The 22,788-nt window shown below is 53.4% G+C and carries 20 protein-coding genes; 3 read left to right on the forward strand and 17 right to left on the reverse strand.

Features of this window, described 5'->3' with window-relative positions:
• Positions 1-56 precede the first annotated feature (56 nt).
• Positions 57-740, forward strand: a complete 684-nt coding sequence (gene lexA / locus ACILP4_RS06025; protein ID WP_395619840.1) for a transcriptional repressor LexA — start codon at positions 57-59, stop codon at positions 738-740.
• Here the strand turns inward: lexA and ACILP4_RS06030 are convergent.
• A complete protein-coding gene (locus ACILP4_RS06030; protein ID WP_395619841.1) occupies positions 734-1,213 on the reverse strand; it encodes a hypothetical protein in 480 nt (159 codons plus the stop codon). The two genes, lexA and ACILP4_RS06030, sit on opposite strands and share 7 nt — an antisense overlap.
• A complete protein-coding gene (locus ACILP4_RS06035; RefSeq protein WP_395619842.1) occupies positions 1,214-2,815 on the reverse strand; it encodes a ComEC/Rec2 family competence protein in 1,602 nt (533 codons plus the stop codon).
• Positions 2,816-3,136: 321 nt separating this feature from the next.
• Here ACILP4_RS06035 and ACILP4_RS06040 point away from each other — a divergent pair, with 321 nt between their 5' ends.
• Positions 3,137-4,423, forward strand: a complete 1,287-nt coding sequence (locus ACILP4_RS06040; RefSeq protein WP_395619843.1) for a citrate synthase — start codon at positions 3,137-3,139, stop codon at positions 4,421-4,423.
• An 87-nt stretch (positions 4,424-4,510) separates the two neighbouring features.
• On the opposite strand, the gene ACILP4_RS06045 is transcribed toward ACILP4_RS06040, so the two are convergent.
• Entirely contained in the window at positions 4,511-5,734 is a 1,224-nt protein-coding gene (locus ACILP4_RS06045; RefSeq protein ID WP_395619844.1) for a hypothetical protein, read from the reverse strand.
• Positions 5,735-5,938: 204 nt separating this feature from the next.
• Here ACILP4_RS06045 and ACILP4_RS06050 point away from each other — a divergent pair, with 204 nt between their 5' ends.
• Positions 5,939-8,224 (forward strand): hypothetical protein, encoded by a 2,286-nt coding sequence (locus ACILP4_RS06050; protein ID WP_395619845.1) that lies wholly within the window; start codon positions 5,939-5,941, stop codon positions 8,222-8,224.
• 9 nt (positions 8,225-8,233) lie between these two features.
• On the opposite strand, the gene ACILP4_RS06055 is transcribed toward ACILP4_RS06050, so the two are convergent.
• The 14 genes from ACILP4_RS06055 to ACILP4_RS06120 all read right to left on the reverse strand — a co-directional run bounded on the left by ACILP4_RS06055 (position 8,234) and on the right by ACILP4_RS06120 (position 22,749).
• On the reverse strand, positions 8,234-8,506 hold the full coding sequence (locus tag ACILP4_RS06055) for a DUF1467 family protein (RefSeq protein ID WP_395619846.1): 273 nt from the start codon (positions 8,504-8,506) through the stop codon (positions 8,234-8,236).
• A complete protein-coding gene (locus tag ACILP4_RS06060; protein WP_395619847.1) occupies positions 8,503-10,146 on the reverse strand; it encodes a ribonuclease J in 1,644 nt (547 codons plus the stop codon). Before ACILP4_RS06060 ends, ACILP4_RS06055 begins: the two co-directional genes overlap by 4 nt.
• The gene (locus ACILP4_RS06065) at positions 10,143-10,928 is read right to left on the reverse strand and encodes a type III pantothenate kinase (RefSeq protein WP_395619848.1); all 786 of its coding nucleotides are present in this window, start codon (positions 10,926-10,928) and stop codon (positions 10,143-10,145) included. Before ACILP4_RS06065 ends, ACILP4_RS06060 begins: the two co-directional genes overlap by 4 nt.
• A 12-nt stretch (positions 10,929-10,940) precedes the next feature.
• Positions 10,941-11,756: a biotin--[acetyl-CoA-carboxylase] ligase gene (locus tag ACILP4_RS06070; protein WP_395619881.1), complete on the reverse strand. Its 816-nt coding sequence runs from the start codon at positions 11,754-11,756 to the stop codon at positions 10,941-10,943.
• On the reverse strand, positions 11,654-13,096 hold the full coding sequence (nuoN, locus tag ACILP4_RS06075) for an NADH-quinone oxidoreductase subunit NuoN (protein WP_395619849.1): 1,443 nt from the start codon (positions 13,094-13,096) through the stop codon (positions 11,654-11,656). Before nuoN ends, ACILP4_RS06070 begins: the two co-directional genes overlap by 103 nt.
• A 2-nt stretch (positions 13,097-13,098) precedes the next feature.
• A complete protein-coding gene (locus tag ACILP4_RS06080; protein WP_395619850.1) occupies positions 13,099-14,661 on the reverse strand; it encodes an NADH-quinone oxidoreductase subunit M in 1,563 nt (520 codons plus the stop codon).
• Positions 14,658-16,688: an NADH-quinone oxidoreductase subunit L gene (gene nuoL / locus ACILP4_RS06085; RefSeq protein ID WP_395619851.1), complete on the reverse strand. Its 2,031-nt coding sequence runs from the start codon at positions 16,686-16,688 to the stop codon at positions 14,658-14,660. The genes ACILP4_RS06080 and nuoL overlap by 4 nt, the downstream gene beginning before the upstream one ends.
• A 6-nt stretch (positions 16,689-16,694) precedes the next feature.
• On the reverse strand, positions 16,695-17,000 hold the full coding sequence (nuoK, locus tag ACILP4_RS06090) for an NADH-quinone oxidoreductase subunit NuoK (RefSeq protein WP_125230259.1): 306 nt from the start codon (positions 16,998-17,000) through the stop codon (positions 16,695-16,697).
• Entirely contained in the window at positions 16,997-17,617 is a 621-nt protein-coding gene (locus tag ACILP4_RS06095; RefSeq protein ID WP_395619852.1) for an NADH-quinone oxidoreductase subunit J, read from the reverse strand. The genes nuoK and ACILP4_RS06095 overlap by 4 nt, the downstream gene beginning before the upstream one ends.
• Before the next feature lie 156 nt (positions 17,618-17,773).
• Positions 17,774-18,262 carry an NADH-quinone oxidoreductase subunit NuoI gene (nuoI, locus tag ACILP4_RS06100; protein ID WP_395619853.1) on the reverse strand — a complete coding sequence of 163 codons (489 nt, stop codon included), beginning with the start codon at positions 18,260-18,262 and terminating at the stop codon, positions 17,774-17,776.
• Entirely contained in the window at positions 18,259-19,305 is a 1,047-nt protein-coding gene (nuoH, locus tag ACILP4_RS06105; protein ID WP_395619854.1) for an NADH-quinone oxidoreductase subunit NuoH, read from the reverse strand. Before nuoH ends, nuoI begins: the two co-directional genes overlap by 4 nt.
• Positions 19,302-21,314 carry an NADH-quinone oxidoreductase subunit NuoG gene (nuoG, locus tag ACILP4_RS06110; RefSeq protein ID WP_395619855.1) on the reverse strand — a complete coding sequence of 671 codons (2,013 nt, stop codon included), beginning with the start codon at positions 21,312-21,314 and terminating at the stop codon, positions 19,302-19,304. Before nuoG ends, nuoH begins: the two co-directional genes overlap by 4 nt.
• A gap of 2 nt (positions 21,315-21,316) precedes the next feature.
• Positions 21,317-22,612, reverse strand: a complete 1,296-nt coding sequence (nuoF, locus tag ACILP4_RS06115) for an NADH-quinone oxidoreductase subunit NuoF (protein ID WP_395619856.1) — start codon at positions 22,610-22,612, stop codon at positions 21,317-21,319.
• Positions 22,612-22,749 carry a hypothetical protein gene (locus ACILP4_RS06120; protein ID WP_185739784.1) on the reverse strand — a complete coding sequence of 46 codons (138 nt, stop codon included), beginning with the start codon at positions 22,747-22,749 and terminating at the stop codon, positions 22,612-22,614. The genes nuoF and ACILP4_RS06120 overlap by 1 nt, the downstream gene beginning before the upstream one ends.
• Between the last annotated feature and the right edge of the window lie 39 nt (positions 22,750-22,788).

Below are 22,788 nucleotides of genomic sequence, written 5' to 3' on the forward strand. Positions count from 1 at the left end.
AACCTCTTTTGTTCTCTAATCGTTCCATTCATGTTCAACAGGATGGAACCCTGAATATGCTCACGGCGAAACAGCACGAACTACTTGTGTTCATTAACCAGCGACTGGATGAAAGCGGCATCTCTCCCTCTTTTGAGGAGATGAAAGCGGCGCTTGATCTGAAGAGTAAATCCGGGGTGCACCGTTTGATCGGCGCGTTGGAAGAACGCGGTTTCATTCGGCGTTTGGCAAACCGTGCGCGCGCGCTTGAAGTGATGAAAATGCCCGAAGGCGGGAGTTTTGGCAGCAACAATGTGACGCGCCTTGCCCCCGTGAAGGAAACCAAGCCGCAAATTCAAATTCCTGTTGCCGCCAATGATGTCATGGAAATCCCGCTCCACGGCAAGATTGCCGCCGGTGTGCCGATTGAGGCGCTTGAAGGTCAGAATTCATTGTCCGTGCCGATGGCATTGTTGGGTGCTGGAGAGCATTATGCACTTGAGGTGTCCGGTGACTCGATGATTGAGGCGGGAATATTGGATGGCGATTACGCCCTGATCCGTAAGGCAAATACCGCGCGCGATGGCGAAATTGTGGTGGCGTTGGTGCGCGGCGAGGAAGCGACGTTGAAATATCTGCGCCGTGAAGGTCAGCAGATCCGTCTTGATCCCGCCAATGGCAGCTATGAACCGCAATATTATGCACAGCATGAGGTTGAGGTGCAGGGTAAGCTGGCCGGACTGCTTCGCCGATATCATTGACGGGATGCATCTGCCGCGCGTGCAACATTCGCAGCCTGAACCCAAGGTAAATGGCGGCTATTTTCATTCGCGGTTACCACGCGTTGTGCCTCCAGATAAAAGGCCAGGCCGCCCGTTTGTTCAAGCAATTGGCGGTCCGCCTTTATCCATCTTGGACGGCATGATTTCGGCAACCATCTGTCACTGACGACGATATCAACACGTTTACACGCCGCGGCCATTTCCATCGACGGGATCGGGTTGCGTGTTCTGGTGGCTAACAATGTCCATGAACGCTCCCTCCCCATCAGGGTAACCACGCAATTGTCGGCGGTGCACTGGGCACCTGGCCAATCCTCAATCTGTGATGCTTCTGTGTCGCTACCGGCTTTTTCAGAAATCATCCCCCGCACAAACTCCCCCGCCCTGCCGCGTAGCAATGCGATATCGCCATCTGCACTGACCAAGGCCAAATGCTTGCCATCGCCCGTCACCTATATGTCCGGACGTGGTGCCATCACCATGGCGAAGATGCCAAACAGACAAAGCGGGACACCACTGTAACGGACACTGGTTGTCAGTAAACCAAATATCAACGCGCCAACAACAAACGCTCCAAAGGCCCATATTGGCATCTCAGGCAGCATCGTGACCGCACCGGGCAGGCCACTGACATAATGCGCGAGTGTTAGTATCGCCGCGATACCCTGCCCCGCCAGCCACCAAAAGGGTTGACCCAAGCCCACCACATCAAAAACCAGTGCTAATGCTTCCAAAGGCATGATGATGAAGGTCGTCATCGGAATGGCCACGACATTGGCCAAAGCCCCGTAAAGCCCGGCCTTATGGAAATGAAACAGGGCAATGGGGGTCAGGACAAGCTCAATGGCGATGCCGGTTAGGATGAGCGACACCACTGCCCGTGCGCCCTTTTTGAAAAAACTTTCGTCACGCCTTTCGGTGAAGCGTTTAACAACGGACAGATCATGCATGACCACGATTGTCGCAACAGCGGCAAAGCTAAGCTGAAAACTGGGGCCAGCCATTGCTTCCGGCCAGAATATCAGCACCACCAACGCACCAAAGGCCACCAATCGTAGGGTGAGCGCTTCGCGCCCCATCGCCAGCGCAATCAGGATGAGGATCGCCGCAATACAGGATCGGACAGTGGGTACTTCGGCCCCCGTTAACAACGTATAGCCAAGCGCACCCAAAGCTGCCGTTCCTGCGGCAACGACGGGGATGGGAATGCGCAATGCCAGCCAAGATGACAAGGACAAGAGGCGACTGACCGCGATGAAGATGAAGCCAACAACCGCTGTTACATGCAGGCCGCTAATCGATAAAAGATGGGCCAAGCCGCTGTCGCGCATGGCCTGTGCATCGGCGGGGCTGATATGCCCCTGATCACCGGTGACCAGTGCCGCGCCTATTGGGCCACTCCCTTGCGGCATGGATACCAATATATGCTCTGTCAGCACGGTGCGCTGCGTCGCGAACCATGCGCTGCCATCGGCTTTCCGAAAAAGCTGCAATTCCCCCAAAGCTGTCCCTGTTGCCCCAATCTGTTGAAACCACGCCCGTCGGGCAAAATCATATCCGCCGGGCAATGTCGGCCCAGCAGGCGGTAACAGGCGCGCACGTAAGCGAATTATCGCACCAGGTTGAAAGTCGTCTTGATATTGTTCCGGCGACAGGTTCACGCGCACAAAAGGCGGTAAGTCCGAATTGCTGCCTGTCGCGAGCCTCAGCCGATAAACATTGCGCGCGGAGATTTTTTCGACAGCTTCAATCTGTCCATAAAACTCCCCAATCCATATCTTCCCTAAAACGGGCTGGGCGACGGTCGTTGAACGAAACGCAATCAGGAAAAAACCAAGCAATATCGCAACAGCCGCCATATGGGCCAACTGCCGCAACCGGCTATAGGGCGGCGCTAAGTTCCCGAATAACATCAAGGAAGCACATGCTATGGCCAATCCGGCCCAAGCAGAGGTGCCAAAAAACTGCCAGAATGCAACGCCGAATCCGATACCAACGGGCAGCCATAAGGGTGTTTGATCACGTTCGCGGTCGAGCCAGTTTTCTATAACCACAAACAACGTTCTTCGCGCACTGAACCGGGCATCTTCGCCCGCGGTCAATCTGCCAAATTCCTGTTCCACCACAGACATTTAGCACCATCAGGCGAAAGAACAATCTATCCACGAAGAAGAAGCTATTGTTTGCCTTGACGGCCGTCACATTTCCTATCATTGGGCTAGGCAACGACATAGCCATTTTCTCCCCATGAAATAGTGGCACTTAAAGGGCCTTAGATTGTCGTTACGGGCGTCTCCCGCGTACCGTATCATTAAAAAAACATGCCTTTCTAAAGGGCAGCCCGGTAAAAAGCTTATTAGATTTGGAGTTTGAAAATGGCCGATAAAAACGCAACGCTCACCGTTGGCGATAACAGCTATGACTTGCCCATCATGCAGGGTTCAGAAGGTCCTGACGTGATCGACATCCGCAAGCTCTACGCGGCCTCAGACCATTTCACTTTTGATCCTGGCTTCACCTCGACCGCAAGCTGTGAGTCCGCCCTTACGTTTATTGATGGCGACAAAGGCATCCTTCTGCATCGCGGATACTCCATCGAAGAGCTGTCCGAACAGTCTAGCTTTATGGAAGTGTCCTATCTGCTGCTGAACGGTGAATTGCCAAACAAGGCACAACTCGACCAGTTCAGTCACACAATCTCGCGGCACACCATGCTGCATGAGCAATTGGCAACTTTTTACCGTGGCTTCCGTCGTGACGCGCACCCCATGGCCATCATGTGCGGCGTTGTCGGCGCGCTTTCGGCCTTTTACCACGACTCAACCGACATCAGCGACCCAACCCACCGGATGATTTCAAGCCATCGTTTGATCGCAAAGATGCCGACAATTGCCGCCATGGCGTATAAATATTCGGTTGGTCAGCCTTTTGTCTATCCCGACAACAACCTGTCTTACACCGGCAATTTCCTGCGCATGACCTTTGGTGTTCCAGCAGAAAAATATGTCGTAAACCCTGTCATTGAACGCGCAATGGACCGGATTTTCATCCTCCATGCTGACCATGAACAGAACGCGTCTACCTCGACCGTCCGTCTTGCTGGATCGTCAGGTGCCAATCCCTTTGCATGCATCGCCGCCGGTATCGCTTGCCTTTGGGGCCCTGCCCATGGCGGCGCCAACGAAGCTGCATTGAACATGCTGCGCGAGATTGGCACGCCCGATCGTATCCCGCATTATATCGAGCGCGCGAAAGACAAGAATGATCCATTCCGTTTAATGGGCTTTGGACATCGCGTTTACAAAAATTATGACCCGCGCGCTTCGGTCATGCAACAGACCGTGCGTGAGGTTCTTGCCGAACTGAACATCAGCGATCCTATTTTCGACGTTGCGATGCAGCTGGAAGAAATGGCGTTGAATGACCCCTATTTCATCGAAAAGAAGCTGTTCCCGAACGTAGATTTCTACTCCGGTATCATCCTGTCGGCCATTGGTTTCCCAACGGAAATGTTCACCGTGTTGTTTGCGCTATCGCGGACCGTGGGTTGGGTTGCACAGTGGAACGAAATGATTTCGGATCCAGCACAGAAAATTGGTCGCCCGCGTCAATTGTATACAGGACCAAATCATCGTCCTTATCCAAGCTTAGACGCGCGCTAAAATTTAGTGGAAGGCGAGGCGTAAAGATTGCGCCTTCGCCTTCTACAAACAAATCTGGCTTGATAGGGCGTAAATAACGCTTTCAATTTAGTTGGACGCTTGCCCTTCGGCATCGCGCTGCATGCTTGCGATAATCAGGACGCTTAACTGCAATACCATCAACCATTGTAATGCCGCCGTTATCCCAACAGTCGCGGCCCCAATGATAGCAAGTAACGCCAAAGAGGCGGGTGAATGCAAAACTTGTTTCGCCCAGCCAGTAATCGCCATTTTGTCGGCCAGATAAGCGAGCGAAGCCACGGCAAACGCCGCGAATAGGCCATTGTCATTATAAGACGCCGCCGCATAAACGCTGCTGAACATGGCCAATATGATCAGTGCCCATGTGACAACAGACAGGCTTTGCACGTGGTCACTGCCATCTGGGTCATCTGTCACCGTCAAACGTAGCGCGTTCGCCGCGATAGACAATAATGCCGCAACACATGCTGCTGTGGCAAAGTTTCCAAAGCCCAATGCAACCGCCGCCAACGCTAGCATTGGGCTTGCGAATTTGGTCACGGTCACCGCTGCCGGGCTTTGCCAGATAAGTGGAACGATGCGGGCAAAAATCGGTCCAAACACATATGCTTCAATATAGCCTGCCCTGTGGGCCACACGACGCCGGAGTATTTGGCGATTGAGTTCTGAAAAGTCTTGCGCGCCCGTCAACACGGTCAGCGTACCATTTTGAACATGCTGTTGCGACAAAGGACGAAACGGGACTTTTGCCAGCAAGGCCTGCCGAAGTAGCGATGATATGATGCTCCAATCTTCGGGTAAGTCCCGGAGCATAGAAATAGCGTCATATCCAACAACCGAGACACCGGCCCAGCGCGTATTGATATCTATACGTTCAAACGCGCGATTTTCGTCTCGGCCATCGATTGTTGCGATGAAATTGTCGGTGAATTTGAGAAGTGTCTCAATCAAACCCAGCTGCACATATAATTGTCCAGATTGCACCCATATGCGGTCTTCGGCATCGATGTGGCGCAGGATATCCACGCCCGTTTGGACAAAATTGACGGTCATTTTGCGCAAGCGGCAACGGTCGGCCAGCGCGATTAACGAACCGTCAATATTTTCCACTTCAATTAAGAACCGTTGGATACCGGCACGCGCAAGCATCATTATCTGATACTCAATCAAGGACAGGCCGGCCAAGTCGGGACGCCGGACACCATTTGGCGCATCCTCCTCAACGCCATTGTCGCCCGCGGCCGAGAGCAAAGCAATTGTAGGTAAATTCGGATTTCTAACAGAGAGCATGATTCCGATATGAATGTTAACGCCGTTTTGCCAACAGAAATATGAGATGCCTGCCGATACACAGGCGCTAAAATGTTCAATTACGATTATCACTTTGTCATCGCCGGCGCTAAATTCGCCTTAGCCGACGGTCATTTCATTTCCGGTTCTGAAATTTGATAAGTTTGCGTTTCTCTCGCCAAATAATGTGTTAAATAGGCCTTTATGACTACACGCAACAAAATCGTCGGCCTGAACCGCGAAATCACTGAAACCGATCCCGAAACGGCTGTACCGCCCGTCAGCAGCCATGGGGACGGCGCTGCCGAAGATGATCATGCAGTGGATGATTATGATATTGCCGACGAAGTGCTGCACCGCGTGGGTGCTGGACGATATCTTACCCCTGCCCTCTTGTTGATCGCGTTTGCAGGATGGTCGACATTTTTTGGCATGACCTATTGGTCTGAAGCGCAATTCAGCATGACCAATGATCGGATCATCACGCTGATCGTGACATGGGCCATTCCCACGCTTTTAGTTGCGGTGATGTGGTTGCTTTCCATGCGTAACAGCAGCCGAGAAGCATTACGCTTTGGCAAGGTCGCGAGCATGTTGCGGGCCGAGAGTGATGCGTTGGCATTACGGATGCGGACGGTGAACGAAGAAATATCGCTCGCACGTCAATTTTTATCGCAAAATGCACGCGAACTGGAAACATTAGGGCGCCAGTCTTCCAAAAACCTTGTCGACTCTGCACAAATGCTATCGGCGGCTCTTGCCGATAGCGATGAAAAGGCAAAGACACTGGAGTCGGTGAGCAACGCGGCCAATACAAATTTGGAACAGCTCCGCAAACATTTGCCCGTTGTGACCAGCGCCGCGAAAGATGTTAGTAACCAGATTGGAAGCGCTGGCAATGATGCGCAGGTTCAGATTAAGGCGCTGATTGCTGCCCTTGAACGCGTAAGTGAAGCAGGCAAGTCGGTAAGCGAATATGTCGAAAATGTCGAAACGCGCGCTGATGCCTTGTCCGTCCGGCTCGAGCAGTCGCTGGGCAACAGTGTGCAGCTGCTTGACGACAAAAGCGCCGACGCACTTGGCCGGAGCACTGAAATGGCCACGCTTATGGACAAGGCCGCACAGACGATTTCCAATGGCATCGCGCAGACATCAAGCGATATCGACGCGCTCATTACCCGCAGCAACGCAAAGATCCTGTCTAACCTTGCCGATTTACGTCGGGCCTTGGGTAATATTGAAGCTCAATCCAGTCAGGAAGAAGCGCGTATTCAGGCTATGATTGCGAATATTAGCACGCATATTCAGAGCAGTGCAGCGCAGATTTCAGAGATTGACCGCGCAGCCAGCGATCAAACGGCAAAGCTCGCGCTTGCGGTGTCGGCTTTGGGCGAAAGCACCCGTTCAGTAGGAAGCGCCCTGTCCGATAACCAATTGACCACCGCCAACTTACTGGATCAATCGGAGCTATTAATAGGATCGCTCAGCACGGCAAATCTAGAGATTGGTCATAAGATTCCCGCCGCCATGGACAGCGTAAACGCGCGCATGACCCAAGGCATAGAGCAAGTGAACGCAGCGCTTGCCGCCGCGGAATCCCTCAACAATATCAGCGACGGAACGCTGGAAAAGCTTAACAAGATTGAGCAAGTAATCGCCACTCAACATGACGCGGTTGGCGCACTGATGGCCGAGAGCGATGCACATTTTGCCGCACGCCATGAGCAAGCGGACGCCCTTGGTGCTGCGCTGAAGCAAACGCAGGCTTTACTGCGGGATATGTCAGATGAGGCAAATGGCAGCTTGGTTACATCTTTGTTGCGCGTGCGCGAAACAACGCGCGCTGCCGCAGAAAACAGCCGCAAGATCCTCGACGAAGAACTGGCGCATATCGCCGATCAATTGACCGAACAAAACCGTGTCGCATTGGCCAATGCATTGGACGCGCAGGTCGCGTCGATGAATGAAGCAGTGCAAGAAGCGATCTCGCGTAACATCGCATTGTCCGAAACCGCATCTTCCTTGGTCGCCAAGCAACTCGGCGAACTCAATGAAATGACGACGACACTTGAAAGCCGAATTGCGGATACCGTTAACAGCTTTGAATCGGTGCAGGATGAGAGCTTTGCCCGGCGCATGGTGGTTTTGACCGAATCTTTGAACTCCACCGCTATCGACGTCACCAAAATATTGTCCAACGACGTAACCGACACCGCTTGGGCAGCTTATTTAAGGGGCGATCGTGGCGTGTTTACCCGTCGCGCCGTGCGCTTGCTGGATTCGCGTGAGGCAAAGATCATTGCCAAGCATTATGGCGATGACAGCGCCTTCCGCGAACATGTAAACCGTTATGTGCACGACTTTGAAGGCATTATGCGCCTGTTGCTCAGCACGCGCGATGGCAACGCGATTGGCGTTACCTTGCTATCGTCCGATATTGGCAAGCTTTACGTTGCGTTGGCACAGGCCATTGAGCGGCTTCGTAAATAGGCCTTGGCTTTAGACTGGCGGGTTAAACAATCCGTCAAAACTGTCGCGATTGACCCAGTCAAAGCTGTAATTAGCATAATATAGAGCAAACAAGGCTGCCGACAGCAGTGTCGTTCTCAGCAGTATTTTCCGTGGCTGAAAATTACCTGGCGCGCTATCCGCTTGGCCAGGTGTCTTTGGAAGGCCGAGTTCGTCATGCGTGCGCACCCCGATGGGCAAGATGACGAACGCCGTCATCACCCAGAACAGGAGGTAAATGGCAATAATCGAGGTCCAGGTCATGCGGTCTCCACTATCAAAATATCAACGATCGGTTTCTTGCCCGTCCAGCTTACCGCAACACGGCGCACAGCCAAACGCACAGTTTCACGCAACTTGTCATAATCACCGCGATGGTCCTTTACCGCTTTAACAGCAGCCGCCGTGGCTTCTTCAAGAAAATCCTCAAGATCTTCTTCAATCGGCACACCGTGCAAACGAATCTCGGGGTAGCCCAGCATGCGGTCTTTAGCATCTAATGCAAAGGCAACGGAAATCAGGCCATACCATGACAGGCGACGGCGTTCGTTCAATGTCGCGCCGTCCGCAGCGATGATGGTGTCTCCATCGAGTATCAAGCGGCCAGTGCGTTCCTTGCCGATGATTTTTGGCTCTCCCGGCGCAAGCCGCACCACATCGCCATTGGATTGAACGACCGATTTGGGAACGCCATGCGCCCGCGCAAAACGCGCCTGTTCAGCCATATGACGGCGTTCGCCATGGACGGGAATAAGAATTTCAGGCCGAACCCAGTCATAAAGAGCGGCAAGTTCCGGTTGCCCAGGGTGGCCGGAGACATGCACATGTGCTTGCTTTTCGGTCACTGTCAGGATGTTACGTTCCGCAAGCTTGTTCATGATCACACCAATGGCAATTTCATTGCCCGGTATCTGCTTGGACGAGAAAATCACCGTGTCGCCTTCTTGCAGCTTCACCGGGTGATTGCCCTCGGATATGCGCGCCAAAGCGGCACGCGCTTCGCCCTGCCCGCCAGTCGCGACCACCATAACGTCGCGTCGTGGAAGGCTGTCAACGCGCTCCATATCCACCGTCTTAGGCATGTCGTTCAAATAACCATTGGCCTGCGCTGCTTCAATAATCCGGTGAAGCGAGCGCCCTGCAAAACATAAGGTGCGCCCGCTTTCGCGCGCTACATCGGCCAAAGTCTGCAACCGCGCGGCATTAGAGGCAAAGGTTGTGACAACAACCCTGCCCTTGGCTGCCTTTACAGACTTCAGCAGGTCATCTTTAACGCTGCCTTCGCTACCGCTGGTTTCAGGATTGAACACATTGGTGGAATCACACACCATCGCTAACACATTGCTGTCGCCAATCGCGGTCAGTGCCTCTTGCGTCGACGGCGTACCTAATACAGGGCTTGGATCCAGTTTCCAGTCGCCTGTATGGAAAATCTTTCCATAAGGCGTGGTGATCAGGCAGGCGCTCATCTCCAATATGGAGTGCGCCAAGGTGACGAATTTGAAATCAAACGGACCCAAGGAAAACGCACCTTCCATCGGGATCACGTTAAGCTCCACAATGTCAGCGATGCCTTCTTCTTCCAACTTGCCCCGAATGAGGGTCGCCGTGAACGGTGTGGCATAAAGTGGCACACCCAAGTCGGCAGCAAAATAGGCAACTGCGCCGATATGATCTTCATGGCCATGGGTCAGCACAATGCCCAGAAGGTCCTTCTTGCGCTTTTCAATAAATTCCAGATCAGGCAGAACAAGATCAATTCCGGGATATTCGGAATTCGCGAATGTCAGGCCCAAGTCGACCATCACCCACTTGCCCTCGCAACCGTATAAATTGACGTTCATCCCAATTTCGTTGGACCCGCCAAGGGCGAGGAAAAGCAGTTCATTTTTTGGGGTCGTCATGAGTTAATGTCTCTATTCCTGTATAAAAGCGCCAGCCCCTGCAGCGTCAAATCGGGCTCTATCCGGTCAAATAAATGGCCATGTTGCTGAAACAAGATAGCCAAACCACCGGTTGCAATGACCGATAATGGTTCGCCAATTTCAGCTTTCATCCGTGCGAGGATCCCTTCGATCATCGCCACATAGCCCCAATAGATGCCAATCTGCATTTGTCCAACAGTCGTTGTGCCAATGACGCTATCATTTGGTGGTGGTTCAATTGCAATTCGTGGCAACATCGCTGCCGCGGCATAGAGCGCATCGAGTGAAAGGTTGACGCCCGGCGCGATGCTGCCACCGCGATAGGAACCATCAGGTCCGATATAATCAAATGTTGTGGCTGTACCAAAGCTGATGACGACCTTGTGCCCTTCGGCCAATGATTGCGCGGCAATGGCGTTCACAGCGCGATCAGCGCCAACGGCATGCGGTTCCGCAACATGCAATGGAATACCCCAACCAACAGCCCCGCGTCCGGCAACCAAGGCTTCAGTTCCAAAATAGCGTGTCGCCAGCAACTGCAGATTGTGCAAGGCGCGCGGAACGACCGTGGCAATGATAACCGCTTTTATATCTGTGCGGCGAAACCCAGCCATCTGAATCAACTGATCCAACCAAACCGCATATTCATCTGCCGTGCGCCGTGCATCGGTCGCAATGCGCCATCGCTGCACTATTTCGCCAGCGTCATTGACCAATGCAAATTTCACATTGGTGTTACCTGTATCAATTGCGAGAAGCATAGCTGTTCCCTGCTAGATTAGAAAAACATCGGCTGCGTGAATGGCACGAATTGAACCATCCGCCAAGCGAAGCTGCAACGCACCGTCGTCGTCTAGCCCAGCATATAGACCATCGACTTGTTCGCCATCAGGGAGTTTCGCCGACAAGGCTGTACCGCGAGGGTGGGCGTTCGCCTCCCAGTACCGGACGATAGCACTCAGCCCCGACTGCCGCCAGACATTGAGGTAGCGTGCGAACGCTTCGGCCACGATCTCCAGTGCCGTTTGGGCATCTGGCGGAGTCGCGCCGAGTGTCCGCAGATCGGATACCTTGCGCTCCAAATTTTGCGGGTGCCAGGCAAGGTTCAGGCCAATGCCCACCACCACAGCGTCAGACTCGCGTTCCAACAATATCCCGCATAATTTCGAACCATCATGCGTCAGAATGTCATTGGGCCATTTGAGGAATATATCCACTTGCGGTGCCATAAGTCGGATAGCGTCATATGCAGCAACGGCAGTTACAAAAGCCAGCCCCGCGGGCGATGGGTCCGTATCGCGCAAGCGCACAATAACACTGGTGAAGAGGTTGCCCTTGGGGCTTTCCCAAATACGGCCAAGACGCCCTCGGCCGCCATCTTGCGCGTCGGCACGAAGCCATAGCCCTTCGGGAGCGCCTTGCGACGCCCGTATCAGGAGATCCGCGTTCGTTGACCCAGTGAGCGCGACTTCTTCAAAGATGGGTGTCAGAACAGCGCCCTCGCGGCATAAGCCGTCCAGAGGCCAAGCGCAGGTATCGCCAAATAGCCGATAGGTGAATTTGCAGCAGCCAAAACGCCGCCGGTCCAGACAAGAACCTTATCATCGCTTTCGACAATCACATCCGCCGCATCATCAAAATACATGACTTTGACGACCTTCAGATAATAAAATGCACCAATCACCGATGCTGTAATGCCGATGACGGCCAGAGGCAGCAAGCCAGCAGCAACCGCGGCGTTAAACACCACAAGCTTGCCCCAGAAACCGAATAATGGCGGAATACCGGCAAGGCTGAACATGAAAATAGCCAAAGCCGCAGCAAGCGCGGGCCGCGTCTTTGATAAGCCCGAAATATCGGCAAACTCTTCCCGATAACCGCCGTCTTTATCCTTTAACTGCATCAAGCAGATAAAGCTGCCTAAAGTCATGGCAACATAGATGACCAGATAGACCAGCATAGCAGAAATTCCCTGCACCGTCCCAGTGGCAAGGCCAATCAGAATGAAACCAACATTGTTGATCGAGCTATAAGCCATCAGGCGTTTCAGATTTTGCTGACCAATGGCGCCAACGGCGCCGATGATGATCGACATTAACGCGACCGCAATAATGATCTGCTGCCACACCAATATTTGCGAGCCAAATGCCTCCAGCACGATGCGGATGGTCAACGCAATTGCGGCCACCTTTGGTGCGCTGGCAAAGAATGCGGTGACGGGTGTTGGTGCGCCTTCATACACATCCGGTGTCCACATGTGGAATGGTGCAGCGCTTATCTTGAACGCAAGACCCGAAAGAATGAAAACGATGCCGAAGATCAAGCCCAAGCCAACCTCAGTATCCATGGCTTCACCGATAGCCGCAAAGCTTGTCGATCCAGCAAAGCCATATACCAACGATGCACCGAACAAGAGCATCCCACTGGCCAAGGCGCCGAGGACGAAATATTTAAGCCCAGCTTCGGCGGAGCGGCCGTCAGAGCGTACAAAGCTTGCAAGGACATAAGCGGACAAGCTCTGCAGCTCTAGCCCGATATAGAGAGAAATCAGGTCCGTTGCAGACACCATCACGCCCATGCCGATGCAGGACAATAAGATAAGCACTGGATATTCGGCGCGCATGGCACCGGCATTTTCCAGGAAGCGTGGCGCAATCATCAAGGAGATTGCAGCCGCGATGAAGATCAGTATCTTTGAAAAATTGCCAAATGCATCATTGATTAAAAGACCATCAAAAGCCGATGCATCAGTGGCACTCATCATTGAAATGATTACAAATGCAGCGGCTGCACCAAGCGCCGTCACCGCTAATATACTGATCAAGCGTCCGGCCTGTTCACGCCACGCAGCCAAAAGCAGCAACGCGAGCGCAGAGAAGGTCAAGATGATTTCCGGACGGAGTAATGCGAGAGAAGCGTTCAGTTCCATTATCAATGGCTCCCCTCAGCCATGTTTTTTTCTGCATCATGCACAACGCGGTAACGCGCGGTTGTTGGGTCGACTAATTTCAGCTTGCTGTCACCAACCGGTGCAGCGCGTTCAATGCGGGCGACAATCGTTGCCACATCGCGGCGGATGGGTGCGAGGAATGTTTCAGGGTAAACACCCATCCACAAAACTACGACAGCAATAGGCGCCAAAAGCCACATTTCACGACCATTGACGTCCGACATCGCAGCGGCATCGGCATTGACCTGTGGCCCAAATGCAATGCGGCGGTAAAGATACAGCATATAGCCAGCACCAAGGATAATACCCGTGGTCGCAATGAATGTAGCCCAGGTAGAAACCTTATACGCGCCGGCGAGGCTCAAAAACTCACCCACAAATCCGCTGGTACCGGGCAAGCCAACACTCGCCATAGTAAACAGCATGAACAATAAGGCATATTTAGGCATGTTGACGCTGAGGCCGCCATAACGGCTGATCTCACGCGTATGCAGGCGGTCGTAGATGACGCCGACGCATAAGAAGAGCGCGCCGGACACGAGACCATGGCTCAACATCACGATGATCGCGCCTTCGATGCCTTGTTGATTGAAGGTGAACAGGCCAACGGTCACAATCGCCATATGCGCGACCGACGAATAAGCGATGAGCTTTTTCATATCTTGCTGCACCAAGGCAACAAGCGAGGTGTAGACCACCGCGACCATCGACAGGCCAAAGACCAACGGAATGAAGTCGGCGCTCGCCTCCGGGAACATCGGCAAAGAGAAACGTAAGAAGCCATAGCCGCCCATTTTGAGCAAGACGCCCGCCAGAATGACCGAACCAGCGGTCGGGGCCTGCACGTGGGCGTCAGGCAACCAAGTGTGCACGGGCCACATGGGCATCTTTACCGCAAAGGATGCGAAAAAGGCGAACCATAGCCATTTCTGGGCTTCTGCAGGGAAATCCGTGTTCAACAGGGTGGGGATATCCGCGGTCCCGGCAAATTGGATCATCCACAACATCGCGATCAGCATCACGAGTGAACCAAGCAAAGTGTAAAGGAAGAATTTGTACGATGCGTAGATGCGGTCCTGCCCGCCCCAGATGCCAATGATGAGATACATTGGGATTAGGCCAGCTTCAAAGAAGATGTAAAACAGCAACAAATCCTGCGCCGCAAAAACACCAATCATCAGCGTTTCCATCAGCAAAAACGCCGCCATATATTCGCCGACGCGTTTCTGAATAGATGTCCAGCTTGCACCAATACAGATCGGCATCAGGAACACCGATAACATGATCAACGTTAGCGAAATGCCGTCAATGCCAAGGCGCCAGCCAATAGGACCGAACAGATTAGCACTTTCAGTGAACTGCCACTGCGCACCCGCGGGATCATAATACAGCCAGAGCAGGACACCAAGAACCAGATTTAATAATGTCGCCGACAGTGCAATGATGCGCGCAAGTTCTGCGCGGACAAACAGGCACAAGGCCGCCGCGACTACCGGAATGGCCAGCATGATCGAAAGAACAGGAATATCTGCGGCGTTCATCATGCTCTCACCATCATCCAGCTAACCGCGATGACTAAGCCAAGAAGCATCACAAGCGCATAAGTATAAAGATAACCCGACTGCATCCGCACAGCCAATTTGCTGCCGAACGACACTAAAGCAGCCGAACCATTGGGGCCAAAACGGTCAATGATCCCGATATCACCTTGTTTCCAAAACAGGCGGCCGAACCAGAATGCGGGGCGCACAAACAGGAAGTTGTAAAGCTCGTCAAAATACCATTTGTTCAGGAAGAAACGGTAAATCGGCGCAAAGGTTGTGGCCAGACGTTGTGGCGCATCCTTTGACAATTGATACATGAAATAGGCTGTCGTCAGGCCAATGAGCATGGCCACCGTTGACGACAGTTTTACCCACAATGGCACTTCGTGCATCGCATGCATCAAATGCGTGTTGAAATAGAGCGTGCTGTTTGCCCAAAATGCCGCGCCAGCCTCGGCATCGATAAAGGCATTGTGGAAGACGAAGCCTGCAAAGACGGCGCCTAGTGTCAACAATGCTAAAGGTATTAGCATCGGCCATGGGCTTTCATGGGGATGATAGCCCGCCGTTCCGTCACTGGACGTATCATGGGCATGGGCATGGGCGTCATGTTCATGATGTTCATGCACTGCGTGCTGGATATGCTCGGATTGTTCCCAGCGCGGCTTTCCAAAAAAGGTCAGGAACATCAAGCGCCAGCTGTAGAAGCTGGTGAGCAATGCCGCGATGACGCCGATGACAAAGCCATACATATGATAGGTTGATTCACTCGCGAACGCGGCCTCGATGATGGCATCCTTGGAATAAAAACCCGCAAAACCGCCAACGCCCAGAATTCCTACGCCCGTGATCGCCAGTGTGCCCGCCATCATGGCCCAGAATGTCAGCGGAATATGTTTCCGCAAGCCGCCATAATAACGCATATCTTGTTCATGGTGCATCGCGTGGATCACTGACCCCGCGCCCAGGAACAACAACGCCTTAAAGAAGGCGTGCGTGAACAAGTGGAACATCGCCGCGCCATAGGCGCCGGTGCCGGCTGCGAAGAACATGTACCCCAGCTGCGAACAAGTCGAATAAGCAATAACGCGTTTGATATCCGTTTGCACAAGGCCAACCGTGGCGGCGAAAATCGCAGTTGTAGCGCCAACAATCGTGACGACATCGAGTGCAAACTGGCTCGTTTCAAATAAGGGTGACAGACGGCACACCATGAACACGCCAGCGGTCACCATGGTAGCAGCATGGATCAGAGCCGATACGGGCGTTGGCCCTTCCATCGCGTCCGGCAACCATGTGTGCAGGCCGAGCTGCGCCGATTTGCCCATCGCGCCAATGAACAGCAAAATGCACAGCAAGCTCATGGTATCAACGCGAAGGCCCAAAAAGCCTATACTTGACCCAACCTGATCAGGAGCTGCAGCCAATATTTCCGGAATAGAAACGGTGCCAAACAACCAGAAGATACCAAATATGCCGAGCATGAAGCCAAGGTCGCCAACGCGGTTGACGACAAATGCCTTAATCGCCGCGGCATTTGCGCTTGGTTTTTTGTACCAGAAACCAATCAGTAAATAAGACGCGAGGCCAACGCCTTCCCATCCAAAGAACATTTGCACCAAATTATTGGCCGTCACCAACATCAACATCGCAAAGGTAAACAGCGACAGATACGCAAAAAAGCGCGGCTGATCAGGATCCTCCTCCATATAGCCCCAGCTATAGAGATGAACGAGCGCCGATACGCTGGTGATTACCACGAGCATAACAGCCGTCAGCGCATCAACGCGCAATTCCCAATCAAAGCTCAAGTCACCCGACTGCACCCATGTCATCACGGGTTGGACATAAGCGGTTTCAGTGCCGTTCAGGAAACCGATGAAAATGGGCCAACTGAGAAATGCGGCAATAAACAGGCCTAGGGTGGTAATTGTCTTTGCTGCCAACGCGCCAATGAAGCGCTGCCCAAGCCCAGCTATAAGCGCAGCAAGAAGCGGAAGGAAGACAATGATATGGATTGCGGTCACTGGATGTTACCCCTTCATCCGGTTGACGTCGTCAACAGCAATGGTGCCACGACCGCGGAAATAAATAACCAATATTGCAAGCCCAATCGCAGCCTCACCTGCCGCAACGGTCAACACGAACATGGCGAAGATTTGACCCGTTAGGTCACCCAAAAATACGCTGAACGCCACCAGGTTGATATTCACCGCAAGCAGTATGAGCTCAATCGCCATCAGAATGATGATCACATTTTTGCGGTTCAGGAAAATGCCCAACACGCCCATAACGAACAGAATGCTGCTGACCACGAGATAATGTTCGATACCAATCACAACTCAATCCCCTGCCCGCTGGGCTGATTAATATTGCGCGTCGCGTCTTGCGGACGGCGCTGAACTTGGCTGCTAATATTCTGGCCGCGTGTGCCGTGGCTTCGGCGGTGTGTCAGGACGATGGCACCAACCATCGCGACCAAAAGGATCAGGCCTGCCGTTTCGAACAAGAAGACATATTTGCTATACAGCAAGACGCCAATTGCCTTGATATTTGGTACTGTCGCCGATATGGTAGCCACCCCAGCCTCAGGCGTTCCCAGTTTCACAGCACCAGCCTGATACGCGCCGATACCCAGCACCAGTTCAGCCACCAATACGATTGCCAGTAACAAGCCAAGCGGTACATTTTTGATGAATCCTGCACGCAATTCGGCAAAATCAATGTCGAGCATCATAACGACGAACAGGAACAACACGGCAACCGCGCCGACATAGACAATGACTAATAACATCGCGATGAACTCTGCACCGATTAGTACCATAAGGCCTGCGGCATTGAAGAAAGCCACGATGAGCCAGAGGACGCTGTGTACCGGATTGCGGGCAAAAATAACCATCGCGGCAGACGCGATGACGATGCTTGCGAAGATGTAAAAAGAAACAAGTTGGATCATGCCAACACCTCAAATTGTATCAAAGCGTCGCACCAGCGTAGGCTGGTGCCTATCTCACCTCCCGTTTTCGACGGACAGACGTAATGGGCCCCAGCCTGCGCTGGGGCGACGATATTTCTGTTGATGAAGGTCAGCCCTTGAGTCATGCCAGCGCCCTTAACGATAGGGTGCATCGGCGGCAAGGTTCGCGGCGATTGCCCGTTCCCATTTCGCGCCGTTGTCGAGGAGCTTGGCCTTATCATAGAGCAGTTCCTCTCGGGTTTCTGTCGCGAACTCGAGATTTGGACCTTCGACAATAGCGTCAACCGGGCACGCCTCCTGACAAAAACCACAGTAAATGCACTTAGTCATGTCGATGTCATAGCGCGTGGTACGGCGGCTGCCGTCGTCACGTGGTTCGGACTCGATGGTAATGGCCAAGGCAGGACACACTGCTTCGCACAGCTTGCACGCAATGCACCGCTCTTCCCCATTGGGGTACCGCCGCAAAGCATGCTCACCGCGAAAACGTGGGGAAAGCGGGTTCTTTTCAAACGGGTAGTTGATGGTCGCCTTACGCTTGAAGAAATATTTCAAGGTCAGCAAGTGTGCCTTGACGAATTCCCACAACGTGAAGGTTTTGATGAGATGGGCGATCGTGGTCATGCGAAATGTCCTGTGAACATAAGATAGCCGCTCACCAAAAATACCCAGAAGAGCGAAATCGGCAGGAACACTTTCCAACCTAGACGCATCAACTGGTCATAACGGTAACGCGGTACAGTCGCCTTTACCCATGCGAAGATGAAGAACATCAGCAGGATTTTGGCAAAGAACCAGATAATGCCTGGGACGGCGTACAATGGTGCCCAGTCAACCGGCGGTAAATATCCACCCCAAAACAGGATAGCATTCAGCGCGCACATTAACAGGACGTTGGCATATTCACCCAACCAGAACAAAGCGAAAGCCATAGAGGAATATTCGGTTTGATAACCGGCAACCAGCTCGCTTTCCGCTTCTGTCAAATCAAACGGCGCACGTGCCGTTTCCGCCATCGAGCTGATGAGGAACATCACCGCAATTGGGAATAGCAAGGGATTGAAGGCATAAGCGTTAATAAAGCCGAAAACATGATTGCGCTGCCCCTCGATTATGCCGCCGACGTTGAACGTGCCCGCCCAAAGGACGACGCAGATCAAGATGAAGCCAATGGACACTTCATAGGAAATCATCTGCGCAGCAGCGCGCATAGCCGAATAGAATGGATATTTGGAGTTGGATGCCCAACCCGCAATAACCACGCCATAGACACCAAGGCTGCTTATCGCGAGGATATAGAGCAAGCCGACATTGATGTTCGACAGCACTACACCATCAGCAAAAGGAATAACGGCCCAAGCCATCAACGCGACGGTGAAGGTGATGATTGGCGCGATCAGGAACAAGCCGCGGTTCGACGCACTTGGGATGATGGTTTCTTGCAAGAACACCTTCAAACCATCAGCGAAGGATTGCAAAATACCGAAAGGTCCAACGACGTTGGGTCCACGGCGTAGTGCGAATGCAGCCCATAATTTACGTTCCGCATAAATGACCATCGCCACCGCGAGCATCAATGGCAGTGCAATAAGCAGTATGCCTGCAATGGTCGCTGTGAACCATGCGGCCTCGTAACACATGCCGAGATTTTGGAAGAAGGATGTCATTCCGCCGCCTCCAAAAATTGCGTGCCATGCACCAGTTCGGCCGAGCATTTCTGCATCGTTTCGGACGCGCGGCAAATCGCGTTGGTCAGGTAGAAATCCTTGATCGGATAATCTGCAATCTTGCCGCTGACATCGGCCGAAAGCGATGGTTCCGACCAACCATAATCCGCCAAGCCTTCAACGCCCAAAGCAGGCACGACCTTTGCCATTTCAACACGTAAGGCGTCGAGGCTGTCAAATGGCAGGCGTTTGCCCAACACATCGGATAAAGCGCGGAATATTGCCCAATCTTCGCGCGCGTCGCCGGGTGGGAATACCGCGCGCTCGCCACGTTGCACGCGGCCTTCTAAATTTACATATGTGCCAGATTTTTCGGAATAGGCTGCGCCTGGCAAAATAACATCGGCATGATGCGCGCCATTGTCACCATGGTGACCGACATAGACTTTGAAACTATCCGCAAACAGGCTGTAATCCACCTCATCCGCGCCAAGGAAAAACGCCAGCTTCGGCTTCGCAATGGCCAGCGTCTTGATACCGCCGTCATGCGCATATCCAAGCATAAGGCCGCCCATACGCGCCGCGGCAAAATGCAAAACGTTGAAGCCGTTCCAACCACCAGTATCATTGGCGCGGACCAGCTTATATTTCTTCGCAAAGGCCAACGCCGCACCGTGGACACCAGCATAACGCAGCGCACCACCGCCGACGATAATCGCTGGACGTTCCGCCGTCTTCAACGCGTCGGCCAAAGCCTTCGGCGCTTTGGTCAGCGCGCTCAGGTCATCACCAAGCCACTCGACCTTATAGGTCAGATCGGTCACGGGACCGATGGCAAAAACCTTCGCGCCGCGCTTGCGAATAGCCTTTTGAATGCGCGTGTTCACCAATGGTGCCTCACGCCGCAAATCGCTGCCGACCAAGAGGATCACATCGGCATTTTCGATGCCGACAATCGTCGTGTTGAAATTCACCGCCGAAAGCGACGATGTATCATAAGCAAGACCAGTTTGGCGGCCCTCAAGCATGGACGCGCCAGCCAATTCACGCGCGGCGAACATGGTTTCACAATCAACTTGATCACCCGCCAGAACCGCCGCCATACCAGTCCAATGCGGCTTGATGGCATCAAAAGCTTCAGCCCAGCTTGCTGCGACCAGCTTCCCATCCTTGCGAATATAGGGCTTGTCCAAACGGCGGTGCGTCAGGCCATCGACGGCATGGCGTGTTTTATCCGACGCCCATTCTTCATTCACATCGTCATTGATGCGCGGCAATGCGCGCAAAACGGCCCTGCCCCGGCTGTCGAGACGGATATTGGTGCCCACGGCGTCCATCACATCGATGCTTGGGGTCTTTTTCAATTCCCATGGCCGCGCTTCAAAAGCATAAGGCTTCGCGGTCAATGCGCCCACAGGACATAGATCAACGACATTGCCTGAAAGCTCGCTTTGCATGGCGTGCTCAAGATAGGTCGTGATTTGCATATTTTCGCCGCGCCCGATCGCGCCAACTTCTTCAATGCCAGCCACTTCCTCGGCAAAGCGGACGCAGCGTGTGCACTGAATGCAACGCGTCATGGCCGTTTTAACCAGCGGCCCCATATATTTTTCGGTAACCGCGCGCTTATTTTCCTCAAACCGCGACGCGCCGCGACCGTAAGCAACGCTTTGGTCCTGCAAATCGCATTCGCCACCTTGGTCGCAAATCGGGCAATCTAGCGGGTGGTTGATGAGCAGAAACTCCATCACCCCTTCACGCGCCTTTTTGACCATTGGCGTATCCGTGCGGATGATCTGACCTTCCGTTGCCGGCAAAGCGCAAGACGCCTGCGGCTTTGGTGGACCAGGGGCTACTTCGACGAGGCACATGCGGCAATTGCCGGCGATGGACAGCCGTTCATGATAACAAAAGCGCGGAATTTCCTTCCCCGCCATCTCACACGCCTGCAGCACAGTCGCGCCTGCAGGGACTTCGAGTTCTAATCCGTCTACGGTGACTTTAGGCATGATTACTCCGCCGCCTCCAGCATATTGGCGCCCTTGGCGTCGTGAATACGGCGCTCCATCTCTGGGCGGAAATGCTTGATCAGCCCCTGGATCGGCCAAGCCGCAGCATCGCCTAGCGCGCAGATGGTGTGACCTTCGACCTGCTTCGTCACATCGTATAATGTGTCGATGTCGCCAATGTCGGCATCGCCGGTGCGCATCTTTTCCATCACGCGCCACATCCATCCTGTGCCTTCACGGCACGGCGTGCATTGGCCGCAGCTTTCATGCTTGTAGAAATAGGAAAGACGCGAAATAGCGCGTACAATGTCGGTGGACTTGTCCATAACGATGACCGCGGCTGTGCCGAGGCCAGAGCCAACTTCTTTACAGCCGTCAAAATCCATCGGCACATCCATCATCATTGCAGCAGGAACCAATGGCACCGACGAACCGCCCGGGATAACCGCGAGGAGATTATCCCAACCACCTCTTATGCCGCCACAATGCTTTTCGATCAGCTCCCGAAACGGGATGCCCATTTCTTCTTCGACAACGCATGGCTTTTCAACATGGCCGGAGATTTGGAACAGCTTAGTGCCATGGTTGTTTTCGCGACCAAAGCTTTTGAACCACGCCGCACCGCGCCGCAGGATCGTCGGTACGACCGCGATGCTTTCGACATTATTCACCGTCGTTGGGCAGCCATAAAGCCCTGCACCTGCCGGAAATGGTGGTTTCAGACGCGGCTGACCCTTTTTGCCCTCTAGGCTTTCAATCATCGCAGTTTCTTCGCCGCAGATATAGGCCCCCGCGCCGCGATGGACGAAAACGTCAAAGTCATAGCCCGACTTCGCTGCATTCTTGCCCAACAAGCCTGCAGCATAGGCTTCGGCGACTGCTGTTTCGAGTATCTTGGCTTCAAAAATATACTCGCCGCGAATATAGATATAGGCCGCACGGGCGCGCATGGCGAAGCCAGCGATCAGCGCGCCTTCGATGAGCTTATGTGGATCATGTCGGATGATCTCACGATCCTTGCACGAGCCAGGTTCGGATTCATCAGCGTTGATGACGAGAAAATTCGGACGCTCGGGCGTCGGCGCCTTGGGCATGAAGCTCCACTTCATCCCCGTCGGGAAGCCTGCGCCACCACGACCACGCAGGCCGGACGCTTTCACTTCCTCAATAATCGCGTCCTGCCCGACCTTCATCAGGTCAGCAGTCTTGTCCCAATCACCGCGTTTTTGCGCCGCTTTCAGGGCAAAGTCCTGATAGCCGTATAGATTGGTAAAAATGCGGTCTTTGTCAGCGAGCATCAGCCCAAACCTCCAAGAAAAAACCAAGCTGCTCCAGCGATGAGCAAACCAATAACGGCGAGCTTAATGACGCCCTTGAGCAATTTCCAAGCGACGAAAGCCGCAATGAGAATGCCGATGAGGGGAAGAAATTCCATTAGTTCCATGCCCCAAACTCAACAGAACACGCCCCGTCG

This window comes from Sphingorhabdus sp., from assembly GCF_044239045.1.
Lineage (GTDB): Bacteria > Pseudomonadota > Alphaproteobacteria > Sphingomonadales > Sphingomonadaceae > Sphingorhabdus_B.